12 protein-coding genes and 1 pseudogene are annotated in these 19,553 nt (G+C 45.4%); 7 read left to right on the top strand and 6 right to left on the bottom strand.

Annotated features, from left to right (window positions below; all coding sequences use genetic code 11):
- Window positions 1–942: 942 nt before the first annotated feature.
- Window positions 943–1,335: pseudogene (locus RIM23_RS14780) on the top strand (iron uptake porin); the annotation flags it as partial.
- 14 nt (window positions 1,336–1,349) lie between these two features.
- A complete protein-coding gene (locus RIM23_RS14785) occupies window positions 1,350–2,144 on the top strand; it encodes an iron uptake porin (protein ID WP_446367986.1) in 795 nt (264 codons plus the stop codon).
- Between the two features lie 93 nt (window positions 2,145–2,237).
- Here RIM23_RS14785 and RIM23_RS14790 read toward each other — a convergent pair whose 3' ends face one another.
- Window positions 2,238–5,267, bottom strand: coding sequence for a DUF1574 domain-containing protein (locus tag RIM23_RS14790; RefSeq protein ID WP_446367987.1), 3,030 nt, complete (start codon window positions 5,265–5,267; stop codon window positions 2,238–2,240).
- 366 nt (window positions 5,268–5,633) lie between these two features.
- Between RIM23_RS14790 and RIM23_RS14795 the strand changes: the two genes are divergently transcribed.
- The 4 genes from RIM23_RS14795 (at window position 5,634) to RIM23_RS14810 (ending at window position 11,515) form a co-directional block, all read left to right on the top strand.
- Complete coding sequence (locus RIM23_RS14795; RefSeq protein WP_446367988.1) at window positions 5,634–5,873, top strand: hypothetical protein; 240 nt, start codon at window positions 5,634–5,636, stop codon at window positions 5,871–5,873.
- A 177-nt stretch (window positions 5,874–6,050) separates the two neighbouring features.
- Window positions 6,051–6,326 (top strand): hypothetical protein, encoded by a 276-nt coding sequence (locus RIM23_RS14800; protein ID WP_446367989.1) that lies wholly within the window; start codon window positions 6,051–6,053, stop codon window positions 6,324–6,326.
- A 151-nt stretch (window positions 6,327–6,477) separates the two neighbouring features.
- Window positions 6,478–9,576, top strand: a complete 3,099-nt coding sequence (ppc, locus tag RIM23_RS14805; RefSeq protein WP_446367990.1) for a phosphoenolpyruvate carboxylase — start codon at window positions 6,478–6,480, stop codon at window positions 9,574–9,576.
- Between the two features lie 988 nt (window positions 9,577–10,564).
- Window positions 10,565–11,515 (top strand): carbohydrate kinase family protein, encoded by a 951-nt coding sequence (locus RIM23_RS14810; RefSeq protein ID WP_446367991.1) that lies wholly within the window; start codon window positions 10,565–10,567, stop codon window positions 11,513–11,515.
- 119 nt (window positions 11,516–11,634) lie between these two features.
- Here RIM23_RS14810 and RIM23_RS14815 read toward each other — a convergent pair whose 3' ends face one another.
- The 5 genes from RIM23_RS14815 to RIM23_RS14835 form a co-directional block, all read right to left on the bottom strand.
- A complete protein-coding gene (locus tag RIM23_RS14815; protein ID WP_446367992.1) occupies window positions 11,635–13,104 on the bottom strand; it encodes an alkaline phosphatase D family protein in 1,470 nt (489 codons plus the stop codon).
- 62 nt (window positions 13,105–13,166) lie between these two features.
- The gene (locus RIM23_RS14820; protein WP_446367993.1) at window positions 13,167–14,633 is read right to left on the bottom strand and encodes a pyridoxal-dependent decarboxylase; all 1,467 of its coding nucleotides are present in this window, start codon (window positions 14,631–14,633) and stop codon (window positions 13,167–13,169) included.
- A 47-nt stretch (window positions 14,634–14,680) separates the two neighbouring features.
- Window positions 14,681–15,712 (bottom strand): methyltransferase, encoded by a 1,032-nt coding sequence (locus RIM23_RS14825; RefSeq protein ID WP_446367994.1) that lies wholly within the window; start codon window positions 15,710–15,712, stop codon window positions 14,681–14,683.
- A 14-nt stretch (window positions 15,713–15,726) separates the two neighbouring features.
- Window positions 15,727–17,094 (bottom strand): guanitoxin biosynthesis MATE family efflux transporter GntT, encoded by a 1,368-nt coding sequence (gene gntT / locus RIM23_RS14830; protein ID WP_446367995.1) that lies wholly within the window; start codon window positions 17,092–17,094, stop codon window positions 15,727–15,729.
- Between the two features lie 997 nt (window positions 17,095–18,091).
- Window positions 18,092–18,814, bottom strand: coding sequence for a phosphatase PAP2 family protein (locus tag RIM23_RS14835; protein WP_446367996.1), 723 nt, complete (start codon window positions 18,812–18,814; stop codon window positions 18,092–18,094).
- A 375-nt stretch (window positions 18,815–19,189) separates the two neighbouring features.
- Between RIM23_RS14835 and RIM23_RS14840 the strand changes: the two genes are divergently transcribed.
- A complete protein-coding gene (locus RIM23_RS14840) occupies window positions 19,190–19,312 on the top strand; it encodes a hypothetical protein (protein WP_446367997.1) in 123 nt (40 codons plus the stop codon).
- Window positions 19,313–19,553: the final 241 nt, after the last annotated feature.

Here is a 19,553-nt window from a genome sequence, read left to right on the forward strand (position 1 = left end):
AGCAGCGGAATGTATTGAATTTGTAAGCTGCTGTAAAAGAGTAAACTGGCAATTAGGAGTACCCATAATCGCCCTGATTAAGAATGCAGAGTACAGTAAATCAGCAGTACACACACCAGAAAGAATCCTTAACTGATGGAAATAAATGCCATTTTATAAAATAGGGAACAGAGAACATGGGAGTAGAGACGTGCCATGGCACGTCTAGAAGCAGGGGGAGCAATGTAGAGACGTGCCATGGCACGTCTAGAAGCAGAGGCAGCAGGGGGAGTTAACTCAAAGTTCTACCTTATCGGTTCCCTGACAAAGGACGAATGACGTAGCTTGCTTCTTTTCGGGAGCGAGTATGACAAATGACAAATTAAAAGTCAAGAGTACAAGTATAAGAAAGCTGGCGATCGGGGTAGAGGATGAAAATAGGGGTTTACATTGTACCACTATCAAGAGCAAGATTCTATCGTTAAATAGTTTTACAGTTTTTTTAGACCATTAGCTATGACAAATTGCGTACAAGTTTAACTTGTCACCAATGGACTCCTCCAGTCATAAAACCTCTCAACCTGCGCTTATGGAGCTTTATTTGCAATAACCGGATGGTAAGGATTCATTTTCAGCATCAAAAAAGATACTTTGCATCAATTAATACAAAAAAAGCTGATAGCGCCGATAAGGTTAACCTGAGATTAACCAAGAAAGGATAAAACCTCTGGAAGAAACAATTCCAGGGACAGTTTTCCTGTTGACTAATCTCACCAAAAACTCTATCTGGTGTGAGAGACGAACGTGAATCAAGCTAAAGTTGCTAGGATTGCCTTACTTAATGTGCCGACAATTTTAGGGATAACAATTGGGCTATCTACCGCCGCGATCGCAGGTGAACCAACAAAATCAGTCCAAAGTATCACGGATCAGAATACCCAACAGCCGAGTCCAATTGCCCAAATGCCCCTGAATCTGGAGATTTCGGTTCCCGATGCGGCGCTGGAGACAGAGGAGACATTAAACCCATCCGCAACACCGGACCCCCCTATACCTTCCCTAGGATTGGACGCTATGGAAAATCAGGGGATGGGGCAATTAACCAACGTATCCCAACTGCGAGATGTCTCTCCCGGAGACTGGGCGTATGAAGCCTTGCGATCGCTAGTTGAACGGTATGGCTGTATTGCCGGATATCCAGATGGCACGTTTCGCGGTAATCGGGCGATGACACGCTATGAATTTGCGGCTGGATTAAATGCTTGTTTACAGCAAATTGAACGTTTAATTGGCAACGTTCCCGATAATGGGGATGATTTGCCCACGCTACGGCGTTTAATTGAAGAATTTGAAGCTATTACTCAGATACTGTGAACCCCTACTTAGAAGGATTGGCTGGGGGGTCTAATGCCATTTCCCGCTTCGCTGAACGGAACCCCATTTATCGGATTGGTCCGTTTGGTGCAGGGGCTGCGATCGCGCTAAAACCGAGTGATAATCTCAGAGTAGATTTGGGCTACATTTCCAATACCGCCAGTAATCCTGGAGAGGATAATGGGTTGTTCAACGGGAATTATTCCGGAATTGCCCAAATTGTTTATGGCAGTCGGTTTAAAATTGGATTAACCTACGTCCACGCTTATGATGATGGTGGAGATGACGCTAGACGCTTTCTATTAGGTGGAACAGGTACAGCCTTTGCTAATCTCAATCCGGGACAATTGGCAAATGTAACCAATTTGTCAGCCGATACTCTCAGCACTCCCGTTGTCAGCAACTCCTATGGACTAGAAGCCTCGCTCAGATTTAGTCCTAACTTTTTGGTGAATGGTTGGGTTGGTAAAACCGACGCCCGTTTAATTGGATTAGGTGATGCAGATATTTGGAATTTTGCCTTAGGTTTAGTATTTCCTGACTTAGGAAAAGAAGGAAACTTAGGCGCTATTGTTGCGGGTGCAGAACCGACACTGAGAGGATTAGATGTTCCCGGTGGAACCAAGGACTTTAATCGAGATTTTGCGTATCACATCGAAGGCTTCTACAAATATCAAGTGAGCGATAATATCTCAATTACACCGGCTATCATTTGGTTAACCGCTCCCAACCAAAATTCAGACAACAGCGATGCTGTAATTGGCACGGTAAGAACCACATTCACGTTTTAAAAAAGAGTGCCGACTTCTTAAAGAAGACAGGAGCTAAATGTAGGGTGGGCATTGCCCACCTACAGTTTTAGTTTTACCAAAATCTACAGAGTACTAATCCCCAGCGAATAATGCCCAGGGAATCATCGGGTCTTTAGCCAACTGATTAGAAACTTCATACCCTCCGAAGCGATTGAGATGACTGGGGTCAGAAAAATGATCGGGTTTATCGGATAACAATCCACTTAAATCCCGAAAAATGAGTTCCCGTTCAACAGCATTTGCGTGCATGTATTGCTTAAATTGCTGTTCGGACTTAAGGCGGACTGGATCTAAGTAATCGTTGGTCAAGGGTAGATTCACAAAAACCACAGTAATGTCATGTTCCTGAGCAAATGTTAATAGGGCGTCAAATGCCTGATCTTGCTTACCCCGAAGTTGGAAGGATTGATAATCGCCATCATACGCCCCCGTCACTCTGGGATGGTTCTGGTAGTACGTTTCTGGGTCAAAGCGAATGGATAAGGGCAGGAAGCCATCCATATCAATGGACATATCCTTGTCTAAGCCTTGCTCGGCTTCAGTTGAATTGGAGGTATTGGGCAATGTTTTAACCACGGAGACAAACTGATCTCTCAACAGGGATTTGAGTTGGTCACGTTGGGGGTAAGTTGAGGATAATCCTGCCAGAAGTTGATTCATCCCATCGTCAATGGATTGATAACTTCTTTTCAACGCTGCCAACGGTTGGGAGGTTTGGTTGGCTTGGGCGGACGTCTGAGTGGAGGTACCGGGAAATGTGCCAGCATTAAGCTGACGGTAGCCTTCTGAATCCGCGATCGCCTCAAAGGTAGCATCAACTCGACCACTGTTAAAGGCGCGAGCGCCATCTGCCACGATAATTAATTTCGGTAATTGATCCGGGGTGAGAATCCGGCGCGTCATTAAGTCCACAATTTGAGCCGTGGCACCATTAATGCCAAAATTAAAGACATCAATGTCTGAATACCCCTCAACCGCTAATGCCTCTTCTAATGCCACCGGATCAATGCCGCGCATGGCTCGAGAACTGCCCATAATTAGCACATCGGGGCGATTTCCTTGTTGCAGGCGCTCTTGGTAAAGGGCTAACTTTTGATCAAGCAGTTGGTTATTAAACGGGGGATTAGAGGAACGGGCGAGGGCTAACATGGCAGCTTGAGTCGCATCTTTTCGCTGGGAGGGCAAGGAATCATCAATGATGATACTTTTGTCTCCTGCGCGGGTAAACCCAGAGGCGTTGAAGTCTTGGCTATTCTGATTGTTATCCTGTTGTAACGAAAGTTGGGACAAGTCTACAGGAATCGGTGACTCCTGTGCTGCCGATACAGCATCTCGCTGGGAAAAGTTGCCTTGGGGTTGCAGGATGCGACCAACGGGTCGATCAAACAGAAACATCAGCAATAATCCCATAATCCCCCACACCAATGCCACTTTAACCGCTTGTGACGATTCAGAACTCGTGCGTTGAGTATCAACTGCTACACGTTGATTGTCTGGGGTGGGAACAAAAAGTTGGCTCGAACACAACCAGCGTCCAATTGTGCCAACGGCGGTATTTGACTGACGTGGTAAACCCTCTTTGAGCGTTGTGTCTGTTCTATGCGGACGTGACACCGATTCCTCGGTGGGAACCACTAGCTCGCTAATGTCTGTATCCGATGTAACAAATTCTGGGGTAGTTTCTAATGCCAACCGTCGGCGTTCCGCAAAGTCTACACCATAATTCCAGGCGGGAGATGTTGCGCCAGCAGAGCGTCCGTAAATCCGTACTCCAGCGATAGTGGAGATGGCAAGCTGACGCACAAACCGAACGATGGGTAGACTCACTTGGGCTTTAGAGGGACATAAGGGTGCTTCGCTCATAATGTGCAGTAAGTCTTGCTGACGGCGCACTTTGATCTGAATCCCACCCGTTGCTAGTCGCTCATCCAAATCGGGATTGAGCAACCGTTGTAGCAAAAAGGTCAGGGCATTAAGATTGCCTTGTTGCCCTAAGGAATAGCTGGATGAGGCGAGTTGGGGTTGTTCACTCGCGGGTAAAGTTACCCAATCCACCCAGACAGGTTTTTCCAGTTCAGGTTCGAGAGAAAAGTAATCGGATTCAACGCCATAAATAGTTGCCGCTTTAATCCCTTGGGGCTTTAATGATTTGAGTAGAGGCGCGATCGCATTCATGGCAGTGGCTTGATCCGGAACGGGGGTTTTGCCCAGATCCAAGGCAGAGCAAAACAGATGCAGAGTCGTCTCTTTCAATACAGCCCGCACCGTCATCCCGACTTGCGCTAGCATCTGATTCGATAGCGTCGCGATCGCTTGCACATCTCCCCAACGCGCCCAATCCTTGAGCATTACGTCAGTGGGCGTCAAATCCACCCGCACCATCCATTCTGGAGTGGCTTCTCCCCTCACTTGAGCGCTTATGGCGGCGTCTCTAAACTCAGTCAGTTCTAGAGAGCGTAAAAGCTTAACAATTGGCTCAGACAGTAACGCTGAATCGGGACTATAGTTCGACGTACAGATAACCCACAGCCGCCGATGGTAAGGTGGTGAGGACTGGGAGGGGATTTTGGGTTTTTGTTTGACCAGAGACTGTTCTCGATTGTCCTTAATTGGCAAGTCCTGAATCTGGATATTGACACTCACACCCAAATGACTCAGATTAGCACTCAGATACCGTGCGATCGCGTCTGGGGAACCGGAACGGGCGAGACTTTCATGGGAGATGATAAACGCCGATTGAGCGGGTGTCGTTTCCCAGGATGGTTCAGGGACAGATTCTGTATTATTCGTATCTGTGTTTAGGCGAATTTCCTTGACCCATTCTGGATGTGCCTGGGAAACTTTACGCCCGTAGATAATAATTTGGTAGATAGGGCTTTCCAGATCGACAGGAAAAGTCGCGGTTTCCGGTTTGAGAGCTTGGAGCAATTGATTGACTACCCTTTGAGCCGGAATACTTTCACGGCTTTCACAGAGAATATGCAAATTATTCCCTCGTAACCGGACTCTCAGGCACACCCCCGGTTGACCGATGGCATCGTATACCCATTGAGCCAAAGAGGACGGACGATTGTTGTAGTTGCGCTCTTCGACATCCAACATTACAAATTTGTTACCTGGACTGATAACGGCGGCTGATTTTTCCTCTCATGATTGCACATGAGAGTGAAAAACGGGGGAGTTGGGGGGGGAGTTTTGAGTTTTGACTGTGTAGGGACAGGTTTTACTACTATCTATCGTTTCCTTTTCACTCAGATGTGACTCGCGCCCGCCCCAACCAAGTTTTGAGTTAGCCAGGGGAGCCAAACCAAGTCAGCGCTTAAGATGTTTACGCTGGCACTGTAGCTTTTCTTTCCCCTAATTTTGCTGGCATTGAGATGCACCTGAAGCAATTTCACTCTATGATCAAGTTGGGATAGGTCTTTTGTCAACGATTAACCCTTGTTCGTGGGAGGTTGAATTTTATATATGGCATCGGTGAACCAAAATCCACAGGTAAAAGTTAACCCATTACCGGAGTCCGCTAAACATTCAGCAGAACTCTTCTTAAGTTTAGCCACAGGTCCGATGCTTGTGGGGGTGATTTCCCTAAACAGGATTGGTTCATGGCTGCAACAAGTAGGAGAAGCCAGCGAAGAAGTTTTTCGTGGCGCACGCTTACCGATTCTTCCCTTCCCGGATACGCCTCCCTCATCCTCTAACGACTAAATAGGGCGGGCTGCACAACTCCCAAACCCTTAGCTATCAAGGCTTTGAGTGGCATTGATATTTGCTTTTGTTCAAGAAATCCGGGTTAAACCATTTTATACCCTTGCACCGCTATCAGGGAAAATGTATAGCAATCGCCATAGCGGTTAGGACGCATCTTATGGTAGAGACGCGCTTTTGAAGCGTCTCTACATTGCTCCCCCTGCTCCCTTTTCCCTTCGAGATTCCCTTCCCAGAAATTTGTCAAGAATAAAACTATACAGGTTAGCATTAACCGTTCTACAACACTTGGACAAAGCTAGACAACATTGGATATTGTTAGACATCATCCGGGTTGCTTCCTGCTTCACCCTGGCGGTCTCGGAACTCAACCAGTCCACAGGCTTAAAATCGGACGAAACTCGCCCTACTCTTGTAGAGACGCGCCATGGCGCGTCTCTACTCAATCCCTAATTTTTTTTAGCTTGGTTTTCGCTCCTGCGGTCATTATAACAGAACAACGCTTAGACAAGGTATCCAACAATGTCAAATTCTGTCCAAAGATTTACTTACAGTTATTTACCCCCTAAAATGGATTATCCTTGTCTTACTGCAAACAGACCCTATGAGTTCCCTCCTCCACTCATCCGATCAGGAATTTGCCATCCCATCTACATCCAAGCTGCTGTTGCGTCATCGCATCAAAGTTGTGGAGCAGTTGTGGGAGTCGGTTCTCCTTTCTGAATGCGGTCAGGAACTGGTCGATTTGCTGGCGTCTTTGCGCCAATTAAGTTCGCCAGAAGGACAAGCCACAGGGTTTTCGCTTTCATCGATTCCGGAAGTGATCGAACGGCTTGACCTCAACGCCGCGATTCGGGCATCTCGTGCTTTTGCGCTTTATTTCCAACTGATTAACGGTGTCGAACAACACTACGAACAACGCGATCAACAACTTTTACGGCGGGCTACCTACAATACATTAGCGGGGAGCAATCGCACCTCGATGAAAGCTAATGGCAGTTCACTCGAAGCATCCAACAACAGTGACGATGCCAAACCATCCGGGAGTGAACCGATGGCGGATTTATTAGAAAAACGTTGGCAGGACGATAGAAAATCCGCAAATACCAACAGTACCTTCCATTGGCTATTTCCCTATCTGCGCGATCTCAACGTACCCCCCCAACATATTCAGCGGCTCATTGACAATCTGGATATTCGCCTAGTCTTTACCGCGCACCCGACAGAAATTGTCCGACACACGATTCGGCAAAAACAGCGGCGTATTTCGACAATCCTGCAACAGCTTGACCAAGCGGAGGAAGCATCCCGCGCTTTAGGGTTGAACTCATCCTGGGAAGTAGAAGACTACACCGAACAACTCAGAGAAGAGATTCGGCTGTGGTGGCGTACCGATGAACTGCATCAATTTAAGCCCACGGTTTTGGATGAGGTGGATTACACCCTCCACTATTTTCAAGAAGTCCTGTTTGATGCCATTCCCCAACTCTATCACCGCTTAAAACAGAGTCTACAATCGTCCTTTCCTTGGCTGAATCCACCCCGGAAAAACTTCTGTAAGTTTGGCTCTTGGGTGGGATCTGACCGAGATGGGAACCCCTCCGTTAAACCGGAAGTGACCTGGCAAACGGCTTGCTATCAGAGAAATCTGGTTCTGGAAAAATATATCCACTCCGTTAAACATCTGACCAATTTGTTGAGCTTGTCATTGCACTGGAGTGATGTCCTACCCGAATTATTGGACTCTCTGGAGCAAGATCGCTCCCAAATACCGGAGGTTTATGAGCAACTGGCAATTCGCTACCGCCAAGAACCCTATCGTCTCAAACTCTCCTATATTCAGCAACGACTGGAAAATACCCTGGCGCGTAATCTCCACCTTTCTCAGAGCCAACCGCTACAGCCAATGGCTCTGGAAACGACTAACCCCTGCATTTACCAATCAGACCAGGAATTTTTGGCAGAGTTGCAATTAATTCAACGTAACTTAGCGGAGACGGGATTAAGTTGTCAGGAACTCGATACGCTGATCTGTCAGGTGGAAATTTATGGGTTTAATCTGGCACACCTAGATATTCGTCAGGAAAGTTCTCGCCATAGTGATACGTTCAACGAGATTACTGAGTATCTGCAAATTCTACCCAAGCCCTATAACGAATTATCTGAAGCCGAACGCACCGAATGGTTAACTAACGAGTTACCCACACGACGCCCCTTAATTCCTGGTGAACTCCCCTTTTCTGCCGAAGCCTGCGAGATTATTGAAACCTTCCGCATGTTGCGACGGCTGCAACAAGAGTTTGGTGAACAAATTTGCCAAACATACATTATTAGTATGAGCCACGAAGCCAGTGACTTGTTGGAAGTGTTGCTTTTGGCTCAAGAAGCTGGACTCTATGATCCAGCAACTGGGAAGAGTACTATTCAGGTTGTCCCCTTATTTGAAACGGTAGACGACTTGCAACGGGCGCCAAAGGTGATGAAATCCTTGTTTGAGTTACCCCTGTATCGAGCCTGTTTAGCAGGTGGTTATGAGGCGCTCAAGGATTACGAAAAGACGATGGCTGACAAGGGTTCCCCGACTTTCCCCTCTTATCCTCAACCGTTGCAGGAGATAATGCTGGGCTACTCAGACAGTAACAAGGATTCTGGGTTCTTAAGCAGTAATTGGGAAATTCACAAAGCCCAAAAAGCCCTACAGCAAATTGCCGAAGACTATGGGATTGCTGTACGTATTTTCCACGGACGCGGCGGTTCCGTGGGGCGTGGCGGTGGACCGACCTATGAGGCGATTCTGGCGCAGCCGGGGCGGAGTATCCAGGGACGGATTAAGATTACGGAACAGGGTGAGGTGCTCGCGTCTAAGTATTCTTTGCCGGAGTTGGCACTTTATCACCTAGAAACCGTAACCACGGCGGTGATTCAAGCGAGTTTGCTGGGAAGCGGCTTTGACAACCTGGAACCGTGGAACGAAATCATGGAAGAATTGGCGGTGCGATCGCGCCAACATTATCGGGGGTTTGTCTATGAGCAGCCGGATTTCTTGGATTTCTTTAATGAAGTGACGCCAATTCAGGAAATTAGCCAGTTGCAAATCAGTTCCCGTCCCACCCGTCGCGGTGGTAAGAAAGATTTTACCAGTCTGCGGGCAATTCCTTGGGTGTTTAGTTGGACGCAAAGTCGTTTCTTATTACCGAGTTGGTATGGTGTGGGTGCGGCGTTGAAAGGGTTTTTGGATGAGGAACCCGAAGAAAATTTGAAGCTGTTGCGTTATTTTTACTTCAAGTGGCCCTTTTTTAAGATGGTTATTTCTAAGGTAGAGATGACGTTGGCAAAAGTGGATCTGCAAATTGCGGGTCATTATGTGGAGAAATTGTCCCATCCCGATGATCATGAACGGTTTGATCGGTTATTCCAGCAAATTACCGATGAATTTAACCTGACTCGTGAGTTAATCTCGTTAATTACCGGACACAAGCAGTTACTGGATGGTGATCCAGAGTTACAGCGATCGGTACAATTGCGGAATGGTACGATTGTTCCTCTGGGTTTCTTGCAAGTCTCTTTGCTGAAACGGTTGCGCCAGCATAGCAGTCAGATGGCATCGGGGTTTGTTCAATCTCGGTATAGTAAAGGTGAGTTACTGCGGGGCGCGTTGTTGACAATTAACGGGATTGCTGCGGGTATGCGGAATACAGGTTGATTGTCATTGGTCATTGGTTATTTGTCATTGTCGGGGCGACCCCCTTGCACTAATGAACAACACCAATGTACTCAATAAACTCGGGTCGCCCTCTACTGGACTGACACAGCTAAAATTGTGGCATAGATTTGACGGTGAAATTGGGCGCACACCGTGCGCCCCTACTGGCGTGGCACACCTAATTTGATAGATTAGCTTGGGTTCGTAGTAAGGGATGCGAGCCCTATCTTTTGTTTGGTTTCGTTACTCAACCCAACCTACAATCTATACCACCATTTTAGCTGGGTCACGCCACTACTGGACTGACACAGCTAAAATTGTGGCATAGATTTGACGGTGAAATTGGGCGCACACCGTGCGCCCCTACAATACTAATCCACCCAATTAGGTGTGCCACGCCACTACGGTGGAATAGATTTGACGGTTAAATCGGGCGCACGGGGCGTGTACCCCTACGTGGAACAGGTTGTAGGTTGGGTTGACGATAGGAAACCCAACAAAATTGAAGAATCGCATTCCTTACGACTGGCGTTTAAATTCAATTCAAAAAAACAAATTCAATGGTAATATTTATACCTAAAAAATCCAGATCATGAATGATTTAAAAAGGCTATTTTTTTAGTATTTGCCGTTGGTAAAGGGCGGGTTTTGTTGTTCATTTATTGGGAAATAATTGACATTAATGGCTAAACCCGCCCCTACAATTGACCCTTTGACGAAGGAATTCAGTCAGGCGAAAAATATTGTTATAGACGATGACCTATTTTAATAAAATTTCCCGGACTTAAGCTAGGTGCGTAGTCGGCAATTTAGTGCCATAAGCGACTATTTTGCCCCCTCAATCCCTGAGACTTAAGTTTCATCACCGGGCGCATATCTGAAGTAGGTGGGGATAAATGATATTATAGTCCTAACGAATTAATTATCCCTGAGCTATTAGCGCCCCCCTACTATCTAATCGTATCGAGTTAAATTGGAAAATACAAAAGTGACGACAGAAAAATATCCCCAACGTGATGTCAAACGTCCAACCACAGCAAAAGTTGTTTGTTTTGGTTCGCTCATGGCGATGGAGTTATTCGTAATCGATGAATGGCCCCAACGGAATTTTGGCTGCATATACCAAGAACAACGAGAGAGTCTAGGACTAGATGCCGCCATGATTGCCATAATGTTGCGCGGGTGGGATATTCATAGTGGTTTGATTGGTTCAGCCTTGGCGGAAGACTATCGAGGACGATGGTTAGCTGAACAACTTAAATTGGCAGATGTCTTAGGTGAAGTGCGCCTAGATTCGCAACTTTCAACCATACCCGTGGTGTTGATTTCAGATGCCATGGGGGGTCGCACTTACTTTTGGCAACCGGATAAAAAATTAATGGCGACATTAGATACGGCTGATCTGTCTGTGTTAAATGGAAGCCGTCTCCTGTATGTCGATTGGTATGACGAAGATCACATTCTCCGTCCTATGGATGAAGCGATTAAACTCAATATTCCTGTCTTTTTAAACCTGGAACATTTGCACGAAGATCCCGATATTTTAGCCCGATATGCGGGACGGGCGACGATTTGTCAAGCCATTACAGATTCTGCCCAACGGGGTGATCAATCGCCTTTAGCGGTAGCCCAAACATTGTTGGATGCGGGCGTAAAAACAGCGCTGATCACTCTAGCCGGAGAAGGATGCCTGGTTGTACAGGAGCAGAAGGCGATTCGGGTTCATGCTCCCTCAATTCAGGCAATTGATTCATTTGGTGCAGGTGCTACGTTCTCAGCCGGTTTTATCTATGGCTATCTTAAGGGGTGGAGTTTGGAGAAAATGGCACGGTTTGCTACCGCTACAGCTTCGATCAAATGTAGTCGTGTAGGACTTGAACCGCCTGATTTGATCGAAAGCCAAACATTAGCTGAACAACTTCAAGTGGAATATCTTTAGAAAATTAGCGACATTCCACTTGCCAAAACTATCACTGACCTAAATTTTTGTAGTCAACGATTGGGCGTTAAGGCGCTCAATCGCAACTACAAACCTAGATTAAATCAGTGATATTCTCCTTAAAACTTATGTACTTTTTTATTCATCAATTTTCCTTGGCTGGAAAATATCTCCACCGTCAATCCATCTAAATCAATGGTGACTCGTGTGAACAGATCAACGGAAACCACTCGACCGGCTTCAGCTAACTCGTAACGGTGAGTTGAAAGCGTGACCAATTTACCCTCCATCTGGAAGTGTTTCGCTTTCCTGTGATTAAAGGGCCAAGCCAGACCTGAAGAGATAACCGAAATTATTTTAAAATCAGGCTTCTCCTGACACCGTAATTCAGCACTCATGCCACAGGCAACATCTCCCGTTAAAAAGACGACCCGTTTGATATCATGGTCGAAAATTAAATCGAGCAGTTCTGTACGTTGCTTTAGAAACCCGCCCCATTTGTCTGAATCGAGTCCCTCTCCAGACAACTTATCCGGAAAAAAGGGAACGGACGTCATCACACATTTAACCCGACTCGAACCATCACATAACCAGGCTTTTAAAGCCTCCATTTGTGTCTCGCCTAGCATGGCACGGGTTTCTGTCGTATCACCTAACTGCCGTTCTGTGCGACAGTCTAGGGCGAAAAAGTCACAGCAGCCATCTTCAAAGGTGTACCACAGGCGGCAATTCCCCCAGTCGCCACTATAGCGTTCTCGTTCATCCTCCTCGAGTGCAGGGAATAAGGGACCATGGCTCATTTGGTAGGTTTCATAGGCTTGAAGCGCGGCAGGATAAACCAGTTGCCATTCCTTGCCTCCAGCTTTACCGGGCCAATTGTCCAGGATATCATGGTCATCCAAGGTCATGTAGGTGGGGACTTGTGCCATCAATTGCCGGACGTTGGGTTGAGAAAAGGTGGTTCGGTAGCGATCAAAATATCGCTCAACGGTTAAGTCAGTGTCAGCGACTTCGTCGAAGTTATCGTCAGCATAAATTTGGTCACCCACTAAAAGAAACCCATCCGTGGCAATCCCTTGCTCAATTTGTTGATTAATTGCCGCGAAGGTTTGCTCTCCATCCTCGACATATCGCCACACTCCGGGCGCTAGTCGCTGCATATAACGGCAGGCTCCATAGACAAAAGAACGAGGACGCTGGGAATCATTACTGCCGGATTTAAAACGTTGTTGATTAGCTTTTGACCAGTCTATTTTTAGTTTGGAATCTGGTTCATCTTCACAGACAAACCAACCCATTTGATACTCATAGTCGGTTTCTGGTTTGAGTCCGGTAAACGTGATGACCCCAGACATATCAAAATTTGGATTCATTTTAAAGAATTGGGGAGGTTGAAACTCCGACTCTCCCACGGCACGGATACGAGCTACACCAAAACAGGGTTGAAACAGTTGATGGGTTTGCACACCCCACCCTGGGGGTAACGCATCAGTTGATGGCAGATATTCAGCCCGTCCAAATATACGGGCGCTTTGGTCAGTCACATGTCCGAGAATGGGTCCAACGGTTAGTGGTTTTACTTGAATCATGGTGTGTATTTGTAATGATGGTTGTTGATTTTGTTTTCAGATGGCAGCTACAGTTTATGGTTTTAGCGGAAATGAGTAGCGAGTTTGACTTCGACAAACTTTGTGCTAGGTTGTGGGATTAATACATCAGCATAATGGCAGATTAATTGCCAAGCCTGCTTAACATGATTTCGATCGGTTTGGGCTTGCCCAATTGACAAACGTAAGGTTAATTTATGATTGAGTCGGGTTGGGCTTAAGTAGAGTTTTCCAGACGCATTCAGATGTTGGATCAGTGCCTGATTCACGGAGTCGCCACCCTTGAGTCGAAAGCAAACTAAATTCAGGGGAGGTTCGACAACTAACTCAAAGCGTGGATCAGAGTTGACCCATTGGGCAAACTCTTGGGCTAAGGCAACATGTTTGCGAATATAATGTTGTAAGCCTTCAATCCCATAATGGCGAATCACAAACCACAGCTTCAGGCTTTTGAAGCGGCGAGCGAGGGGAATCTGCCAGTCTCGATAGTCAATAACCTGTCCAGATTCTGTGGCTTCATTTTTCAGGTAGTCTGGCATGATCGAGAGGGCTTGAACCAGTTTTACGCGATGTTTTACATAGAAGCAATTACAGTCAAAGTTTGTCATCATCCATTTATGGGGATTGAAGCCATAGCTATCAGCTTGTTCTAATCCCTTGTGAATCCAGCGAAACTCTGGACATAAAGCGGCGGTACCACTCATGGCTGCATCTACATGGAACCAGAGGTGATATTCTTGCGCGATCGCTCCCAACTTGGCGATCGGGTCAATTCCGTTGGAGGAGGTGGTTCCCACGGTTGCGGCTAAGTAACAGGGAATCAAACCAGCTTGGATATCTGCTTCAATACGCTGTTGGAGTTCTTCTGGACACATCGCATAATGCTCATCCACCTCAATTAAACGCACGTTTTCCGGACGCAACCCAACAATTTTTGCGGCTCTTTCAATGGAACAGTGCGCCTCTTTTGACGTGTACGCCACCAACCGATTAATATCAGCTTGAGCTTGTTCTCTGGCGGCGATCAGAGAAACCACAGCCGCGCTACAGGCTGAATCTTGTAATACTCCTCCCCCAGTTTCTGAGGATTTAAAGTGGGAGGGTAATCCCAACATATCAACCAGCCAGTCGAGTACATGGGTTTCTAGCTCTGTACAAGCGGGAGAGGTTGCCCACAAAAATCCTAACACCCCCATACCCGCACTCATTAATTCTCCTAATATTGAGGGAGCAGACGCACCCGCTGGAAAGAAGGCAAAAAAGTTAGGCGATTGCCAGTGGGTTAATCCCGGCACAATGATCCGATTAATATCTTTTAAAATCGCATCATAGGATTCACCTGTTTGGGGGGCAGCATCGGGCAAATTGGCTCTAATCTCTCCGGGTTTAACTTGAGAGAGAACGGGTAAATCCTCTACATTCTGCATGTAGTTGGCGATCCAATCAATTGTTTGATATCCCCGACGACGAAATTCTTCGGGGGACATGTGATAGTTGATTTCTTTCGTCATTTAAATCTCTTCTAAACGTGAATAGTGGTAAATTTTTTAGATGACAATTACACAGGTGCTAATTCCATGAGGCTGCTGGGAGTCCCCACAGAAAAAGTTTCCAACCATTGAAAACCCGCTTGCTGAAAAATTTCTTTGAATTCGGCTTCAGTCCGTGCTTTTCCAAAACCCATGCATAGCTCAAATAAATCAACCCATTTGATCCAACTGTATTGATCACCTGCAGGAATAATAGAATCAATAATCAGCAGTTTTCCTTTGTCAGTGATTGCCCGACGAATACTCTTGAGGATTTTGAGACAACTGTCATCATCCCAGTCGAGCATAATATATGACATAGTATAGACATCACCACCGACAGGCACACACTTAAATAGGTCACCTCCCACTGTTTTACAGCGCTCCACTAATCCCTCTTTTTCTAGAAAATCTGCCGCTTTTGTAATCGTTGAAGGCATATCAAATAAGATTCCATACAGGTGAGGATTAGCTTTCAAAATGGATGAGAGAAAAATCCCTTCACCACCCGCGACATCTACAACTTTATTGAATTTAGAGAAGTCATAGGATTCAATTAATGGCGCATGATAGTTTTTTGATACACCAAGCATGGCTTGATTAAAACTGGATTGAAACTCCGGATTTTGGGCTAAATATTCCCAGTAGCTATCGACGTGATAAAGGTGCTGTATTCCGGGTTTACCGTCTTTAATCGTGCGAGACATTTCCCCAATACTCCGCCAGTGCCATTCATCGCCGTGCATGATAGCTTGGTAGCGCAATGAGTCAGGATTATCGCTGCGTAGATATTCACCAATCTCAGTTAAGGCAAAGCAATGTGGCTCTACTTCAGTAAAAACGCCTACACTTGCTAAAGTACGCAGCAGCCGATAAAGCGATGGCGCATGAGTGTTGGTAGCTTGTGCCAGCTCGTCAACACTCTTCGCTTCTTCTGTCAATAAATCAGCGATACCTAATTTAGCAGCTACATTCATCGCCTGGGAAATCCAAAATCCACTCACCAGTTCAACAAAAGCCATCATCGGTGATTTTTGGGCGGCGGTTTGAGTTTGATTCATCTTGTTTTATTCCCTTAATTATTTTTCAGTGAGCCTACTCTTGTACCTAGATTGAACTCCAAACCATCATCCGGTTTTAGAGTTGACGGTACGTAGAGAGCCAATGTAATCGCTCGGATCAGCATAAACACTAATAACCCCAACCACAATAGATGAACATTCTGGAACTGCCATGCCGCAATCACTAAAGGAACAAATCCGATAAAAAACGCGGCTAGGATACCATTTCGGAGGACAAACATTTGAGTTAACCCCAAAAAATATCCCTCTAACATATACACAAATCCTACCATAACTAACACAGGAAATAGCCATAAAACATAGTCATTAATTTGGTCAATTACCTCTAAATGATCGGTTAATAAGCCAAACATTTTTTCTGGAAACGAAATAAAAACCAATGCCAGAGCTAGTCCTAAACTCAAGCTTGTTCCCCCAGATAAGCGCAGTAGGGGAAGCAACTTCTCGTGACACCCCTCACCGTGAAAATTTCCGGCTAGGGTTTCCGTAGCAAATGCTGAACCCTCAATCAAAAATACGGCGAGATTGACCACTTCCACCATTAAACTGTTGCCCGCTAAAACGACGGTTCCCAGAAAACCACTCAAGCTTGCAAAGATTGCAAACGTTGTAATTGTTCCCAGCGAGCGGATCAATACATCGAAATTCATCTGAAATGTGGCTTTTAGCGCCACAGGGTCAATAATTTGTCTGGCTACGGCTGGTAATTTCTGCAAATAACCATCTCCAGCTATCAGTATTAGCGCTAAAACGAACATCACATACTGACTAATTGCCGTTGCTGCACCCGCTCCCGCACTATTCCATCCCCACTGGACAATAAATAAGTAATCTAAAACAATATTGGTGCCATTGCTAATGATGGATAGAGCTAGCACTTTCTTACTCTGAGATTGCCCTAAAAACCAACCTATTAGCACGAGATTAGATAACGCGGCGGGTGCTGCCCAAATCCGGGTATTGTAGTAGTCTCTCGCGGCGGCTTTTACTTCTGGTGCCGCACTGAGTAGGGTAAAACCGAGTTCTCTAATGGGGTACTGTAAGAGTAGAATAATTGCCGCAACCACGAGTGCGACTAAACCGTTTCGCAACAAGATCAATAACACAGCATCGTGGTCTGAACGTCCCACAGCCTGAGCCGTTGAACCAGTCGTTGCCATACGTAAAAACTTACAAGTGCGGTAAAGGTAATCGAAGAGAATGACCGCAATAGCGACTCCCGCTAGATAGCGAATATCGGTTAAATGTCCTAAGAATGCTAAATCAACTAACCCGACTAACGGAACAATAATATTAGAAATAATGTTAATGATTGTAAGTTTTGTAAATTGATATTTAAAATTTAAATTTGTTTCATTCATAAGACAAATTCAAATAAATTTTTATTTATTTAATAGCTAAGTAAATAGAATGACACTTTTATTTTTAGAAACTATATGTTGTCAGAAAAAATCTGATCATTCTAGTGGAGACAATCTTAACAACTGTAAGTCTCGTCAAACGGAGAGCTATGGTCAAAATCTGTTTTAGGCATGGGATAGTCTGAAGGGACTATACTGTAGTTTGACCGCTGCTTAAATACAATTAATTTTATAGTGCAGCATGACCGAAAAAAAACTGCAAAAATCTATTCTGCACCTTCGCTTTTTTGCTAGCACAAAGGTGATCAGCATATTTTACAGTCAGGCACTCGTAACAGAAATCTAAAGACTCTGATATTTCATCTTTAGAAACTATATGAGCGCTGACTCAAGCACTCATTAAGGATATTGCACATTTCATCAATGATGTTTCTCAGAACTATAGCATTTTCTTTATTTTTTACTAAACCTTAACTTTCAATTAAACTTAACCTAAAAAATTTACAATGTCAAGGAATAACACTAAAAACCCAGATTGCTATTGTACAACTCATTTAGACATAGTTAAAAATCGTCATATTTTGTCCAGTTCAACGCCCTGAACAGAAACGCCTGAAGCCTTTGTTTTTACAGCATTGCAATTATGGGCAATCGTCAGGGTATGATCTCAAGGAAGAAAAGTAGGAGCAAAGATTGCTATTGTACAACTCATTTAGACGTTTTCTAGCCCACCTTCCGCACGTCAACTTGTACTATGCCAAGTAGTACGAACAAGTGCGTAATCATCACGTATTACATTATGAAGTGCGGAATGTGGGTTCTAGAGAGCCGATCACGTATTTTCTCCAAACCGGGTTTTTCATGAGGAAGACAACTCTCATGTCAGCATTTCCCCGTTTTTTGACCGACGCCCTAGTGCGGTGTGGGATAACTTTATCTGGAGAAAAAGTCCCGCTTCCAAGGGGGAGGCTTTAGACCGAAATTGCCGGTAAATCCACTAATCAAGTGGTATTGTCTCCTCTTTCTCCAGTCGTCGCTGACTCCTGTGGGGTCTAATCACCAAACAGACGCCAACCGCCCAAGCAATGGATGCCATCCAACCTGCAATAATATCACTGGGGTAGTGAACCCCTAAATACATCCGAGTCCAACCGATCGCGATCGCAAACACGATACCTCCAATCACCGTCACCCAGCGCCAACGGGTATTCCAGGTCAAAATAATTAATACAATCGCAAATGTCATGCTTCCCATCGCATGTCCACTGGGAAATCCATAATCAGGCTCTGGCGCAGGGGATTCCCACAAACTCGGACGTACTCGCTGGAAAGTTAACTTAGCAGCACGATTAATAATAAGACTGCCTAAAAAGGTTATCAGCGCATAGGTGAGGAATCGCCACTGGCGTCGGAATGCCAAGAGCAGTACTATCGCCACAGAGAAGGGAAACACCCCCCAATATGCACCCAAGTTCGTCAGGGTTATCACAAACCCATCGAGTTGGGGTGAGGTTGTACTATGAATCGCTAATAAAATTGGCACATCCCAGGGAAAACCCCCTTCCTTTTCCCAAATTTCTTCGGCTAATTCTCCGAAGATTTGCACGGGGACATAGATACCCAGAAATAATAGAACCAGAGAACGCCAATGGCTGGTTAATAATTTGACCAGAAATTTCCAGAAGGATTGGATACGCTGTGAGAGGTCATCAGTAAACATTAAACAGAGCGAAATGTGACGGTGTACAAGTTGAAAAAATTGGCGACTTTTTCAAAATTATCATTGTCCCAGATGTGAGGACAAAGGACATAAATAAATTATTCATCCCTCATTCCTATACATACATTTAAAAGTCAGGGCGGGTTTTGATTCAACCTTATCATCAAGGGCAAAACGAAAGTCCCTAAACTAGCCCAGTGGTAGGGGCGGGTTTAGTCAAATCTGGGTCGAAAAGAAACGATAGTTGTAAAACCCGCCCCTACAACCTTCAACAATCAAAAGGCTTGTATCTCTCATCGAACAGATACATTTTCCGAAATCCACTGTAAATAAGCCTCAGATCCAGTGCGATCGCGGAGTATATATATCCAAAGTATGAATCTTACCTCCCTAGCAACTCATCCCTTAGCAGGTGGCGTTAATTACACTCCCTCAGCTATAGAAACAGGCATCTCTCGTCCCCAATTCTCTCTCACCAAGGAATCCTCAAAAGTATGATCCTGTTGGCAAAGCCATGCAACCCCAGACAATGCCCAACGAGTTACCAGTAGGGTTCGCGGCGCGAGAACTGATTCAATCGCGACAGAATAGTTTACAGGTAGACAATTTTTAGTAATTGTAGTATTATATAATACAATTCCACATAATCCTCACCCTGAGTATAAACCCATTGATCCGACTCAGACTTAAGGCAAAGTTACCCAACCATTAATTATGGTTAGCTAAACCATAATTAAAA

It is taken from the genome of Coleofasciculus sp. G3-WIS-01 (assembly GCF_040223135.1).
Lineage (GTDB): Bacteria > Cyanobacteriota > Cyanobacteriia > Cyanobacteriales > Coleofasciculaceae > Coleofasciculus.

Bases quoted from the DNA above. Each gene is read 5' to 3' on its own strand.
- RIM23_RS14815 (WP_446367992.1), bottom strand. From the start codon at position 13,104: ATGATTCAAGTAAAACCACTAACCGTTGGACCCATTCTCGGACATGTG.
- ppc (WP_446367990.1), top strand. From the start codon at position 6,478: ATGAGTTCCCTCCTCCACTCATCCGATCAGGAATTTGCCATCCCATCT.
- RIM23_RS14835 (WP_446367996.1), bottom strand. From the start codon at position 18,814: ATGTTTACTGATGACCTCTCACAGCGTATCCAATCCTTCTGGAAATTT.
- gntT (WP_446367995.1), bottom strand. From the start codon at position 17,094: ATGAATGAAACAAATTTAAATTTTAAATATCAATTTACAAAACTTACA.
- RIM23_RS14820 (WP_446367993.1), bottom strand. From the start codon at position 14,633: ATGACGAAAGAAATCAACTATCACATGTCCCCCGAAGAATTTCGTCGT.
- RIM23_RS14795 (WP_446367988.1), top strand. From the start codon at position 5,634: ATGGCATCGGTGAACCAAAATCCACAGGTAAAAGTTAACCCATTACCG.
- RIM23_RS14790 (WP_446367987.1), bottom strand. From the start codon at position 5,267: ATGTTGGATGTCGAAGAGCGCAACTACAACAATCGTCCGTCCTCTTTG.
- RIM23_RS14840 (WP_446367997.1), top strand. From the start codon at position 19,190: ATGAATCTTACCTCCCTAGCAACTCATCCCTTAGCAGGTGGCGTTAAT.
- RIM23_RS14825 (WP_446367994.1), bottom strand. From the start codon at position 15,712: ATGAATCAAACTCAAACCGCCGCCCAAAAATCACCGATGATGGCTTTT.